Consider the following 13,114-nt stretch of genomic DNA (forward strand, 5'->3'; position numbering starts at 1 on the left):
TTCCCGATTTGGGTGAAGGCGGGAAAAATAAAAAACCACAGGCGACCGAAATCGCCTGTGGTTGCATCAATCTGTTTGTTGTCAGTCCTCGATCAGACGGCGCCTTCGCCGCGCTCGTCCGTCCGGATCCGGATCGCTTCTTCGATCGGAATGACGAAGATTTTCCCGTCCCCGATCTTACCGGTCTTGGCCGCTTTCAAGATAGCCGACACGGTTTTGTTCACCACGTCATCCGGCACCACGATTTCCACTTCAACTTTCGGAAGGAAGTCGACGGTGTATTCGCTGCCCCGGTAAATTTCGGTATGGCCCTTTTGGCGCCCGAAACCCTTTACCTCCGTGACGGTCATCCCGTCGATCCCGATTTCGGAAAGCGATTCCTTAACTTCTTCCAGTTTGAATGGCTTGATGATGGCTTTGATCAATTTCATATTTTTCTCCTGTCCTGTGTATTGTGATTTGTCTTACCCGTTTTTCGTTTCGGGCGCCAGAATCAATTGAGAAAATTCCGGTTCTCGTTCAGCCCATCCCGCTCCCGGCCGGGAACGGGATGAGCTTCGCAACAACGAGACACACAAACAAATTTTCCAAGTCCGGCGCGTTTTCGATCAGTTCGACACTTTCCCGAAATCCGGGTAGGCCTCCTGTCCGTGTTCGCCCAAGTCGAGCCCTTCTTCTTCCTCTTCGGCACTGACCCGCACCCCGAGGGTTGCTTTGATGAGGCCGAACACCAGAAGGGTGAATACGATCGTGAAGCCGAAGATCGAAACCACTCCGACAAACTGCGGCCAGATCGCATGATCGGCGGAGAAAATACCCACCGCCAGCGTTCCCCAGATGCCACAGACTCCGTGCACCGAGATGGCACCGACCGGATCGTCGATCTTGATCCGATCGAACCCGATGATCGCCAGGACCACGATCACTCCGGACACCGCGCCGACCACGACCGACCAGAGCGGACTGATCACGTCGGCCCCGGCGGTGATCCCGACCAGACCGGCCAGCGCGCCGTTCAGGGACATCGAGAGATCGGGCTTCTTGAGCAAGCCCCAGGAGAAGAGCATGGAGGCCAATACCCCGGCGGCGGCGGCCAAAGCGGTGGTGACAAACACCCGGGAGACTTCCGACGGATCCGCACTCAACACCGAACCGCCATTAAAACCAAACCATCCGAGCCAGAGGAGAAAAACTCCAATAGTCGCGAGCGGCATGCTGTGACCCAGGATCGGCCGCATTCCTCCGCTCGCGGGATATTTACCCCGCCGGGCACCCAACATGATCACGCAAACCAGCGCGGCGGCTCCACCCACTCCGTGAACCAAAGTGGAACCGGCGAAGTCATAGAACCCGAGTTGGTCGAGCCAACCTCCGCCCCACTGCCAGCTGCCGGTGATCGGATAGGAGATCGCGACCAACAAGACGGTAAAAATCATGAAGGAGGAAAGCTTGATACGCTCAGCCACCGCCCCCGACACAATGGTCGCCGCAGTCGCCGCGAACATCGCCTGGAAGATAAAGTCCGACCAAATCGTCATTTCTTCACCGTAGGCCGGCGTGAGCATTCCAACCTCATCGGTCGGATCGAATCCGATGCCCAAGCCGCCTCCGAAGAAATTAGGAATCAGCCATTCCCCCGGATACATGATCTGAAATCCGCAGATCGCGTAGGTCAGGATGCCGATGCTGATGACGAAGACGTTCTTGAAAAGAACGTTCACGGTGTTCTTCTGACGGGTCAATCCGGCCTCCAGCGAAGCGAATCCGAGGTGCATCAGGAACACCAGTCCGGCCGCGAGGAGGATCCAGAGGTTGTCGACGATGAATTTCGGATACAGAATCACCTGCTCCTGGAATTCCTCGATGGATGAGTAGGTTTCGGCCGATGCTTCGGCGATCCCAAGTGAGCTGACCAGCGCAAGCAAGGCGCAGCCCGGTATCATTCGTTTAATCCAATTGGTCTTTAGCATGTTGGTAGTTGGCTGAGGATGAGATTAATTTCAATTCTCCCCTTGCGGAAGAGAGACGCCGTGTTAAAGCAGACGGCATGCCAACTTTCATAAGATTCCCGTTGATTAAGATGATTTGGGGTCGATTTCGTTGATTTCGAGCTCCTTAAGATGAGGCTCAATGAAAAACCTGTTCATAAATAGCCAGATCGATGGGTCGGACCGAACACGCGGGATGCGGAAAAGTCACCCGGGCTTCCGGCGGGGGGGCAGGATGGGTATTTTTGCTCATCGACCGACGTTCCCCGGTCCCTCCCCTCGCCTTTCCTGGAGCTTCAGGATCGCCCGGTTCGGAAAAACGGTTGCTGCTGTTCGCGGGCGACCATCTTGCAATGCTTCACGATCCGGTCGAGCGCCGAAACATATTCGCTGAAGAAGAGTCCCGTCAGGGGATGAAGCCGCTGTTCCGCCACCCGGGTATTGGCTTCCGCTTGCACTTGCTGACTCAATTCGTCGTAGCGGTCACGGACTTCCAGCAAATGACGGCCGGGGGCTTCGAAATCTTCATGGTCGGGAGAAAGGGATTCGGCCAACGCCTGCAGAACCGTCTCCGCCTGGTCAAACAAACGGCCGAGCTCTTCCATCGTCGTACAATCGAAATCGTCTTCAGGCGATTTCCGCTGCCGCTTGCGAATATCGACCAGCTTCGCAATGTGATCGCCGACTCGCTCGATGTCCGACATGCAGCGGTTTAAATACTGGGCCATTAACGCGTGCCGCGGCTGCAACCGTCTTTTACTCAACCCGGCGAGATAGGCCTTCACCCCGACCCTGATTTCATTGACGATCGCTTCGTTCAAGCGAACGACGTTTTCCAGCTTGCGATTTCGTTCTTCTAGAAAGCCCCGGCTCAAGCGAAAGTTCTCTTGGCAAACTCCAACCGACCGGCCAATTTCCCTCAGAGCCGCCGCTAAGGCCTCGTCCGGCCGCCTAAGCAATTCCGGGTCCAGGTGACTCGGTTGTGCGGTCGGCGTCCGGGAGGGGGTCATCCACAGAAGCCCCTTTAAAAAAGGATGGAGAAACGGCAGCAAAACCACCACCGCCGCCACCATCACATAGGTGTGCAGATTCGCGGCTTGTCGCACGAGGTCGCCGCCGGTTGCCGCCGCCAGCCAAAGAAGAATCGGAGCGATCAAAAGAGCGAGCCCTACGTTAAAAAGTTGAAACAACAAGTTGGCCAGGGCCGCCCTCCTCGCGTCCAGATTTGCCCCCACGCTCGCCAACAATCCCGTGGCGGCGGTTCCGATATGGGCGCCGAGAATGATCGGGAAAACTTGTCGCAAATCTGTGAATACACCAGCCGCGATCAATGCGAACAACATGCCGATGGTCGCCCCGCTGCTTTGAATGATCGCGGTTACCGCCAACGCCACCGCAATTCCGAGAAACAAGCCGAGCCAAGTCGCTCCATCGATCCGCTCCAGCCATGGCGCGAGCTCATTCCGATACGGTTCAATGGTATTGCTGAGGAAGTCCAATCCGAGAAACAACAGACCGAATCCGAGCAAGGCTCGGCCGAGTTGCTTCACGGTTTCCCGCGGGCCGGCGATTTGTCCCAGAAAACCCAGGGCAATCGCGAAGAAGGCATAATCCGTCAATCGAAACGAGATCAACTGCATGGAAAGAGTTGTGCCGATACTCGCTCCCATCAAGAGCGGCACGGAATTCCGCAGGGTCATCAAGCCCGAATTCACAAAACCGACGACCATCACGGAGGCGGCGCTGCTATGCACCAGGAAGCCGAGCACCGTGCCGAATCCAACTCCTGCTCCACGGTTCCGGGTGGCCCGAAAGAGAATTCCGCGTATCCGTTCCCCCGCCGCCAACCGCAATCCTTCGGTCATGATTCCCATGCCGAGAAGAAACAGTGCGACACCGCCTAGAACGGAAAATATCAAGAAAATGGATTGCTCAAAAGTCATGGGTGACTCGAATTCTTGACCTTACGCCAGGCCGATTTCGATGGAAAGGGGAAACGATCGGTTCGAGCCGCGCATCTTCCGCGTTTTTTTCGTCCATTCGGATTCCGCTCGGACGATTTTTCGATTCGGGGGTTGTCACATCTTGGCTTAGCCCGTATGGTTTTTCACTCGGTCGAGAGTTCTACAACCGACCGTTTCCCACCCCAAGCAAGGAGGCATCAATATGAGCGAAGCACAAAAAGGAAACACCGTGAAGGTTCACTATACCGGTTCCCTCGACGACGGGACGGTATTCGACAGTTCCCAGGGGCGCGAGCCGTTGGAATTCACGTTGGGGGAAAATAAAGTGATCCCCGGTTTTGAAAACGCGGTCGTCGGGATGAGCCCCGGTGACCAGAAACGGGAGCGGATCTCCGCCGAGAACGCGTATGGGCCGCGACGCGACGACATGATCATGGAAATTGACCGGAACCGCCTTCCCAATGACATCGAGCCAGAAGTCGGACTCCAACTGCAAATGACCACCCCTGACGGTCAGCAGTTGCCCGTGACCATCACCGAGTTGCAGGACTCGAAGATCAAACTCGACGCCAACCATCCCCTTGCCGGAAAGGATTTGGTGTTCGATTTGGAATTGGTCGAAGTGAAGTAGGCCCCGTAGGAAGACGAGCTTTTAGTCCAAAAGGAAAAAGCCGCGGCGCATTCGCTCCGCGGCTTTTTCTTATCTCAAATCCCGTCAATCCGGCCGATTAACCGAGGGTCCCGCAGAACCGGGCCAACCTGCTCAGCCCCTTTTCGATGACATCGTCCGAAGTCGCATAACTCAACCGGGCGTAGTGGTCGGCGCCAAAAGCGATACCTGGCACGATCGCCACTTTTTCCTTCTCCAGCAACCGCGACGAGAACTCCGTGGAACTCATGCCGAACGACTGAATGTTCGGGAACAGGTAAAACGCTCCCTGGGCCCGCACGCAATTGATCCCGGGGATCGCGCTCAGACCTTCGTGCAGCGTCACCCGCCGCCGATCAAAGACCTTCAACATCCCCCCGATTGCCGCGTCGGCCTCCTTCTTGTTGACGATCGCCTCCAAGGCCCCGTATTGCGCGAAAGTGGTCGCGTTCGAAGTGGTTTGACTCTGCAAATCCGCCACCGCCCGGGCGATTTCCGGAGGGGCGATCATGGTGCCAAGCCGCCAGCCGGTCATAGAGAAACTCTTGCTGAAACCTCCGGTGGTGATGGTGATCGCCGCCGCTTCCGGACCGAGCGAAGCCGGACTGAAATGACGCATACCATCATAAAGAAGGTGTTCGTAGATCTCGTCGGAAAGAATCAAAACGTTCTTCTCCAAGGCGACCGCCACCAATTCCTCGATTTCGGCCCGGGAGTAAACGGCGCCGGTCGGATTGGAGGGACTGTTGAGGATAAACAATTTGGTCCGCGGAGTGATCGCTTCCCGCAACTGTTGGGCGGTGACCTTGAAGCCGGCGTCATCGCCGGCGAAGAGGATCTTTGGGGTCGCTCCGGCGAGTTTCACCATTTCCGGATAACTCACCCAAAACGGAGCGGGAACAATCACTTCGTCCCCCGGGCCGCACACCGCGAGAATGGCGAGGTAACAGGAAAATTTGCCCCCGGGACTGACGATCACCTGTCCGGGATCGGCCCGGTCAAAGTTATTCTCCCGGACGAATTTCTCGGCCAGGGCCGCGCGCAATTCGGGAATGCCCGCGGCCGGCGCGTATTTCGTCTTGCCGTTCCGGAGGGCTTTGATCGCGGCCTCCTTGATAAACTCCGGGGTATCGAAGTCGGGTTCGCCGGCCCCGAAGCCGCAAACATCCTCGCCGGCGGCTTTGAGGGCCTTCGCTTTCGCGTCGACGGCGAGAGTCGGAGAAGGAGCGATGTTTTCCGCCCAGACGGACAACATTTTTCGAGATGAATGATTGCTCATGGAAAATAAAAATTCCGGAGCCGTTTTCGGTTCTCCGGTTCAAACACGATTCCCATCAATCCTGTTACAGGTGGCAAGAAAATAAACGTTGTTTCCCGCCCGCCTACCCGGGTGAAATCCTCGTTTCCAATCGAGAAACCGGGCGTTTCGGAAACAAAATACCGGTCAACGCGAGGACGGTGTTCGACCGTGCCCACGTTGCCGGTACAGAAGGTGCGATCCCTCGATGCGCTGGAGACGATTATTTCTTCGTAGCGCGCTTAGCCTGCTTCACAGTCTTGGCTGCGACGGTCTTCAACTTCGCCACCACTTTCCGCACCGCGGCGGCCCGCTTGGCCGGAGCCTTCTTGGCCGCAACCTTCTTGGCCGGAGCTTTTTTAGCTGCGGCTTTCTTGGCGGGGGCCTTTTTAGCCGCAGCCTTTTTGGCCGGAGCCTTTTTAGCTGCGGCTTTCTTGGCGGGGGCTTTCTTAGCCGCCGCTTTCTTGGCCGGAGCTGAGGAAGCAGTGGACGCCGCTTTCGCGGACGCTTTCTTGGCGGCCGATTTCTTGGCCGGGGCCTTTTTGGCCGACGCCTTTTTGGCTCCAGCCTTGGCGGCCGGTTTCCTACCTTTGGACGATGCTTGAGGCACGGTTGTTTCCTTTGGTTCGTTGTTACCCGACACTCGAACCGGAGTGTCAGGGAGAGACTCCAGCGCGGCTCGCAAAAGTTCACCCAAGCTCACCTTCTTCTGGCGCGCGAGCTTGGACAACTCCCGCTTCTGATTCACAGGAAGCCGCACTGAAATTTGCCGGTGGGTTTCGGTCTCCTTCCGGAAATTCGAAAAATCGTATGCCTCAAGGGCGTCCCGGATCACCTCGCTCTTCGAGCGAACCCCCGCCTTCTTTTGGTAACTATCGATCTTTGCCAAAAGATCCTTCTTCAGGTCGAAGGTGAGAGGTGCGCTTGCTGCTTTATTTGCCGCCATTTTCTGTCCTTGTTTTTTGGTTACAATCGCTATCGATTCAGTCGATCGATAACTCTCTTGCACGAAAATCTAAATACAAAATGGGAAAAAGCAAACAGTTTCTGAGGAATTGTATTCATTTTTTGGCTCTTGGATACAGTTTTTCTTCGCCCCCTCAGGCACTTGTGTCTACCGGGACGTAGGTAGCCGATGGTTTGACCCTGCGATACTCCCCGCTTCCCCTCACGTCCGCAATCCGTTCCATGCGTTCGATTCGACTTGCGCGGTCCCTATCTCACCCCCGGAAGGCAACCCAACGGGAAAATGAAGGACACGTTCCCGCACGCAGAAAAGAATTGACCCCGTGCATCCGGTTCCAAAGCTTTTCCAGTGACCATGGCCCGTAGGCATGGCAAATCCACTTCCGCTAACACCTCCCTCTTATGGCAAAAGTCGTCATCGATAAACTCGTGAAAATCTACCCGGAAAGCAAAGGTCCGGGTTTTAAAGCGGTCAATGAGATCGATTTAACCATCGAAGATCGTGAATTCATGGTCCTGGTCGGACCTTCAGGTTGCGGAAAATCCACCACCCTGCGGATGATCGCCGGTCTCGAAGAGATTACTGGCGGCACGATCTCCATCGACGGCAAGGTGATCAACAACGTCCTCCCGAAAGACCGCGACATCGCGATGGTTTTTCAAAACTACGCCCTCTACCCCCACATGTCGGTTTTCGACAACATGGCGTTTGGACTTAAGCTCCGGAAATATCCCAAGGCCGAAATCCAACAGCGGGTGCAGGACGCCGCCGAAATCCTCGGTATCGGCCCGATGCTCCAACGCAAACCGAAAGCCCTTTCCGGCGGCCAACGCCAACGCGTCGCCGTCGGCCGGGCCATCGTCCGCCGACCCAAGGTCTTCCTCTTCGACGAACCGCTCTCCAACCTCGACGCCAAAATGCGGGTCTCGATGCGGACCGAAATTTCCAAACTCCATGCCCGCCTCGCTTCCACCATGATCTACGTGACCCACGATCAGGTCGAGGCGATGACCATGGGGGATCGGATCACCGTGATGAAGGACGGTGACATCCATCAGGTCGCGGAACCGCTGAATCTCTACAATCATCCGGAGAACATGTTCGTGGCCGGATTCATCGGCAGTCCTCCGATGAATTTCTTCAAAGGCCGGCTCCGTCGCGGGGGGAACCACTTGATTTTCGACGAGACCAACCCGAAGGGCAGCGGATTTTCAATCCATCTCGACGACAGTCTTTCCCGCAAGGGCGCCGCCTATGTCGACAAGGATGTCGTGTTTGGCATTCGTCCGGAAGATATCGCCGATGTATTGACGGTGACTGATTTCAATCCCGACCACGCCGTGGAGACCGTCGTGGAAGTTTCCGAACCGATGGGATCGGAAACCTACCTTTATCTCGACACCGGGGGCCACTCCTTCATCGCCCGCGTCCGGAGTTCCGACCGTTTCGAAATCAACGACCGGATCAAGGTCGCGTTTAAAATGGAACGCGCCCATCTCTTCGACGCCGCCACCGAACGAGTCCTCAAATAAGCGGCCCGGACCGATGACTGACACGGAGGCGGGCGCCTCGGCCTGCCTCCCCTCACCCGCTTAGGAGTCGACGCAAAAGCCACCGGCCCGTTCTTTCCATGACCGGAGCCGAGAACAAAACGCTGATATGGCCGTGTTTGACGCGCCAAATCTCCGGCTTTCCCCACGCCTCCCAGAGTTCCTCGACGGTTTCGCGCGGCGCGAAGAGATCATAAATCGGTTCGACGATCAGGGTGTTTTCCCGCGCCATTCTGGGACGAATCGCTTTCAGATTCAATTCAGCCGGAGATAAATCGATGTCTTGGATCGTCTCCCGGATATGACGGCAGAACGCCAGGTTCTCGATCGCCAGGTCGATCCGCGGAACCGGGGCGACCAAGACCCCTGCGGTTATTTTATCCTCGGCCGCAGCCGTCAAACCTCCCAACCAAGCTCCCAACGACATTCCCCAAAAGCCGATCGACGGATGTCCCTCTTCCGCCAGCCATCCGGTTAACGCCCGGATATCGAGAATGGTTTGCCGCGTCGATTCCATCATGTGGCCTAAATCCCCCGACAAAAAATTCCGCAAGCTGCCGTGGTGCGGTTTCCGTTGCCCGTGATACGGAAGCTCGATCATCGCCACACTTAGTCCGAGCCAAGCGAAGCGACGCGCCATCCATGGAAATAGATACCGATATCCTTGTTCACCGTTCCACCCATGCAGAAATATGACGACAGGGGGCTTTTTCCCTTTCTTGCGGAACCGCCCAGGAAAGAATCGTCCAGGCACGACATTGTTTATCGCGAAAGGCGATTCGACCGGCGAGGGATAATGAAAATCGTATCGGCCGCTGAATCGCGGAACGGCCGGCTTCGGACAATCCGAAAAATAATCGAGATGTCGTTCCGGGATCTGAAGCAGTGTCCGTTCCGCGCCGGCCCGGACGCTCCGGCACGCCGACCGAATGGCGATCTCGTCGAGACGTCTGGTTAAAAAAGGGAACACTCTCTCCAAGCTAAACCGTCTCCCCCTTGTTTCCAAGTTTTTCAGGCCGCGGGCGGTTAAGCGAATCCTCTTCATCACGCGCAATGGAAAATCCATTTTCCGCTTGCCTCCGCCGTGATCTGACCGGACTCTTTTCGAACAAATGCGCTGGTGAGGCGCATTCGCCCAGGTGGTGGAATTGGCAGACACGCCAGACTTAGGATCTGGTGCCGCAAGGCGTGAAGGTTCAAGTCCTTTCCTGGGCACCACTTTGAAACAAGGGACTCTCGGTCGATCGAGAGTCCCTTTTTGCATCTTCGATGCCCGGCTTCCATGGATTAAGAAAACACCGATCCGAAAAGTCGTTTATATTCAGTTTCCTACGAAGTCACTTGGCGGTCCCTTGATATTTTAAGTTTGCCTTTTTCGGTCCTTTCCCCACCATAATATTCTTTCTTCCATTACCATCCGGAAGTTCTTCCCACTCAACCAACTCACCTTTTATCCACTGGTCGAAAACCACATCACCCCTGCGGACAGATGTTTTTTTGTTTTAACCGGGTCGCTAATATTTTTTCGAAGTCTATTATTTCGTTTCTGTCGCTGGTGATCGCCGCCGCCGCGGGTACCGGCGTTTTAGCTGCACCACCCGCCCCCGAATTCACCGTAGATCCGGTGATCGAACAGTCCGATCCCTACCTCACTCTTTCGTGGGAGATCCCGGACCACGAGACGGCGGACTCCCCTCTCTTCTTCGAATTGGAGCGCGCTTCGACAGCCGATTTCCATGACTCCGCCGTTTTTTACCGCGGGCCCGACACCGCCTCCTTCGTCGCCGGACTGGCCGAAGGGGATTATTTCTTCCGGGTTCGTTCTTTTCGGGAGGAAACCGATTTCAGCGAGTGGTCGGAACCGGTCGAGGTCGTCATCGAATACGGTTCCCTCACCACCGCCTTTCTATTGTTCGGAGTGGGAGCGGTCGTCTCGATCTCGACCGTCCTGCTCGTCGTCACCGGCGACCGCCGCGCCCGGCTGGAGGAATCCGGTCAATAATTCCGTTCTCCCCCGATTCTTATGGATTACCAATCAGCTGTTCTGCCAGCTGCCACCGGTTGGCTGTTAATCGTCCTCTTCGGCGTCGCCTGGGTCGGCCTCGGTCTCTACTGGGGACGTAAGGCCCGCGATCTTAGCGGCTACATGGTCGCCGGCCGGAACGTCGGCTTGGCGCTCGGCACCGCCACCGCGATGGCGACATGGGTCACCTCGAACACCATCATGCTGGCGCCGTTGTTCGCGATCCAGTTCGGGATCTGGGGGATGCTCGCCTATTGCACCGCCTCGTTCGGTTTGTTTCTCTTCGCCCCGATGGCCCGGCGTATCCGCCATCTCATGCCAAACGGGTTCACCAGCGGCGATTTCATCCGTCTCCGTTACGGCACTACGGCGTGGGCGGTCTTCCTCGTGATCATGATTTTCTACAGCCTCGCCTGGCTGGTCAGCATGGCGATGGCGGGAGGGATCGTTCTCAACACCGTCGCCGGCATCCCCTACCATTACGGGATGTCGATGATCCTGTTGATCTGCGTCCTCTATACGCTATTCGGCGGAATGTACGCGGTAATCGGGACCGACTACATCCAGAGCATCATCATCATGCTCGGAGTGGTCCTGGTCGGTGGCGCGGTGATGACCGTCCTTCCGCTCGGGGAGATTTACGAGTCGGTTTTGTTCGAACAGCCCGCCTTGTTGAACGTCCTACTGCCGGCTTCGATCATGGTGATATTCAACAACCTCCTGTTCGGCTTCGGCGAGGTTTTCCATAACAACATCTGGTGGAGCCGGGCGTTCGCCATGCGCAAGGGAGTCGGCATCAAAGCCTACACCCTGGCCGGCCTTTGCTGGCTGCCAATTCCGGTCGCCGCCGGATTTCTCGGACTCGCCAGCGGATCCCTCGGAGTCAATCTCACCACCCCCGACATGGTCGGACCGGCCGTCGCCACCCAGGTCCTCGGGTTCGCCGGGGCGATCGTTATTTTCATCGTCATCTTCGCCTCGCTCGCCTCCAGCATCGACAGTCTGCTCGCCGCCACCTCCGATATCCTGACCGAGGATATTTTCCGCCGTGTCCTCTATCCCACCGCCACCGAGGCCGTCCTGCGGAAAGCGGCCGGGATGACTGTGATCGTGCTCGGTCTGATCGCCTGGACCCTGAGCCTTTGGCAGGATAGCGGATTGCTTCAAGTGCTCTTTTTCGCCGGACCGCTGGTCGCCAGCACCATCTGGCCGATCGCCGCCGGTTTGTATTGGAAACGGGTCAACAGAATGGGCGCCCTGCTTGCGCTCGTCGCCGGATCGGCTATTGGTTTGGTCGCTTACTTCATGATCGCCTGGTATGTGGCCTCGCTCATCGGGGCCGCCGTTTCGATGGTCATCGTCCTGATTTCGACCTGGCTCGCGCCCCAGGACTTCGATTGGAAAACCCTCAATGAACAACCGCACCGGCAACCGGAGGCCAACTTGATATGACGCTTTTCTCACCCGTATTTTTCCAGGTGCTCATCGTCGGCGCCCTCATTCTCACCGCGCTGGGAGCGATCCTGCTGATCCTGCTCCTTTGCTCCGATTTCATCAACAAACGGGTATGGTAACCATGCTGAAAAACCTGAAACCAAACACCAACACCAAGGCGATCGAACCGCCGAGCGACGCGAATACGCTCCGCCCGGATCCGCGCCAACTTTTCACCGAAGAGCCGATCAATCTCGAAACGCTTCAGGGATTGCAGGGCCGCTCGATCATCGGGGCTCGCGATTTAACGAAAAAAGAGGTGATCGAACTCTGTAAATTTGCGGCCTTACTAGAGGCGACCGAGATCGCCCCCTACCATCCGCTCGACGGCAAGATCGTGATCACCGCCTTCTTCGAGGCGAGCACCCGCACCCGCACTTCCTTCGAGAGCGCGATCCTCCGCCTCGACGGCAAAGTGATTTCGATTCCCGACGAACAGGTCACCGGCGTCAAAAAGGGCGAGTCGTTGGCCGACATCGGCGAGATGTTCAACGCCTACGGCGACCTAGTCGTCATGCGCCACACGGAAACCGAATCGATCGAACAACTCGGACACAGCCTCCGCCTTCCTCTGATCAACGCCGGCAACGGCTCGGGCGAACACCCGACCCAGGCCCTCGCCGATTGGTTCGCCTTGCTCAAATGGAATCCACTGCTGGCGGCCGCCGAGGTCAAGGACAAGGCCCGGCTCCACCTCGGCATCCTCGGCACTCCGGGAAATATGCGGGCGGTCAAGAGCTTCCTGCTGATGTCCCTCATGTTCCAGGAAAACTTCCGCCGGGTCACCGTCATTTCCGAAATGGCCGACCCCCTCGGCCCGGAGCTGGAAGAGGATATCCGCCAAGCCGGGATCGAGGTCGAAATCACCAACGACCTTCAAGCCGTCGTCTCCGACCTCGATGTGATCTACATGAACTCGATCGCCCTCCTCGGCGACAGTTACACCACGGTCGACAGCCGTTACAAACTCGACAGCTCCACCAAACTCAAACCGGAGGCGGTCATCATGCATCCGCTCGCCCGTCGCGACGAACTGGATACCTGCTTCGACCGGACCAAGCACAATCTCTACTTCTCCCAGGCGCACGGGGCCGTTTTCATGCGGCAGGCAATCCTCATCAGCCTCCTCGACCGACTCGGGACTCTCCCGAAAAACTTCCCGCTTAAATAACATCTTATCTG

At 56.9% G+C, this 13,114-nt stretch carries 12 protein-coding genes and 1 tRNA gene; 7 read left to right on the forward strand and 6 right to left on the reverse strand.

The annotated features are described in order from the left end of the window. Nucleotides 1-92: 92 nt before the first annotated feature. The 3 genes from ACWUI2_RS21510 to ACWUI2_RS21520 form a co-directional block, all read right to left on the reverse strand. The gene (locus ACWUI2_RS21510; protein ID WP_486984903.1) at nt 93-431 is read right to left on the reverse strand and encodes a P-II family nitrogen regulator; all 339 of its coding nucleotides are present in this window, start codon (nt 429-431) and stop codon (nt 93-95) included. Nucleotides 432-608: 177 nt separating this feature from the next. Then, entirely contained in the window at nt 609-1,970 is a 1,362-nt protein-coding gene (locus ACWUI2_RS21515; protein ID WP_486984904.1) for an ammonium transporter, read from the reverse strand. A gap of 314 nt (nt 1,971-2,284) precedes the next feature. Beyond that, nucleotides 2,285-3,931 carry a Na/Pi cotransporter family protein gene (locus ACWUI2_RS21520; protein WP_486984905.1) on the reverse strand — a complete coding sequence of 549 codons (1,647 nt, stop codon included), beginning with the start codon at nt 3,929-3,931 and terminating at the stop codon, nt 2,285-2,287. 223 nt (nt 3,932-4,154) lie between these two features. Here ACWUI2_RS21520 and ACWUI2_RS21525 point away from each other — a divergent pair, with 223 nt between their 5' ends. Further along, entirely contained in the window at nt 4,155-4,583 is a 429-nt protein-coding gene (locus ACWUI2_RS21525; protein ID WP_486984906.1) for an FKBP-type peptidyl-prolyl cis-trans isomerase, read from the forward strand. 97 nt (nt 4,584-4,680) lie between these two features. Here ACWUI2_RS21525 and ACWUI2_RS21530 read toward each other — a convergent pair whose 3' ends face one another. Both ACWUI2_RS21530 and ACWUI2_RS21535 read right to left on the reverse strand, forming a co-directional pair. Further along, complete coding sequence (locus tag ACWUI2_RS21530; RefSeq protein WP_486984907.1) at nt 4,681-5,880, reverse strand: pyridoxal phosphate-dependent aminotransferase; 1,200 nt, start codon at nt 5,878-5,880, stop codon at nt 4,681-4,683. Nucleotides 5,881-6,121: 241 nt separating this feature from the next. Further along, complete coding sequence (locus ACWUI2_RS21535; protein ID WP_486984908.1) at nt 6,122-6,907, reverse strand: ribbon-helix-helix domain-containing protein; 786 nt, start codon at nt 6,905-6,907, stop codon at nt 6,122-6,124. Between the two features lie 359 nt (nt 6,908-7,266). Between ACWUI2_RS21535 and ACWUI2_RS21540 the strand changes: the two genes are divergently transcribed. Beyond that, nucleotides 7,267-8,397 (forward strand): ABC transporter ATP-binding protein, encoded by a 1,131-nt coding sequence (locus ACWUI2_RS21540; RefSeq protein ID WP_486984909.1) that lies wholly within the window; start codon nt 7,267-7,269, stop codon nt 8,395-8,397. Nucleotides 8,398-8,449: 52 nt separating this feature from the next. On the opposite strand, the gene ACWUI2_RS21545 is transcribed toward ACWUI2_RS21540, so the two are convergent. Further along, complete coding sequence (locus tag ACWUI2_RS21545; RefSeq protein WP_486984910.1) at nt 8,450-9,481, reverse strand: alpha/beta hydrolase family protein; 1,032 nt, start codon at nt 9,479-9,481, stop codon at nt 8,450-8,452. A 67-nt stretch (nt 9,482-9,548) separates the two neighbouring features. Between ACWUI2_RS21545 and ACWUI2_RS21550 the strand changes: the two genes are divergently transcribed. The 5 genes from ACWUI2_RS21550 (at nt 9,549) to ACWUI2_RS21570 (ending at nt 13,103) form a co-directional block, all read left to right on the forward strand. Further along, nucleotides 9,549-9,633: transfer RNA gene (locus tag ACWUI2_RS21550), tRNA-Leu, on the forward strand. Between the two features lie 271 nt (nt 9,634-9,904). Beyond that, nucleotides 9,905-10,417, forward strand: a complete 513-nt coding sequence (locus ACWUI2_RS21555) for a hypothetical protein (RefSeq protein WP_486984911.1) — start codon at nt 9,905-9,907, stop codon at nt 10,415-10,417. Nucleotides 10,418-10,438: 21 nt separating this feature from the next. Further along, nucleotides 10,439-11,890, forward strand: a complete 1,452-nt coding sequence (locus tag ACWUI2_RS21560; protein ID WP_486984912.1) for a sodium:solute symporter family protein — start codon at nt 10,439-10,441, stop codon at nt 11,888-11,890. Next, nucleotides 11,887-12,012, forward strand: a complete 126-nt coding sequence (locus ACWUI2_RS21565; protein WP_486984913.1) for a hypothetical protein — start codon at nt 11,887-11,889, stop codon at nt 12,010-12,012. The genes ACWUI2_RS21560 and ACWUI2_RS21565 overlap by 4 nt, the downstream gene beginning before the upstream one ends. Nucleotides 12,013-12,014: 2 nt before the next feature. Next, a complete protein-coding gene (locus ACWUI2_RS21570) occupies nt 12,015-13,103 on the forward strand; it encodes an aspartate/ornithine carbamoyltransferase family protein (protein ID WP_486984914.1) in 1,089 nt (362 codons plus the stop codon). Nucleotides 13,104-13,114: the final 11 nt, after the last annotated feature.

Source organism: Verruconatronum alginivorum (assembly GCF_056590205.1).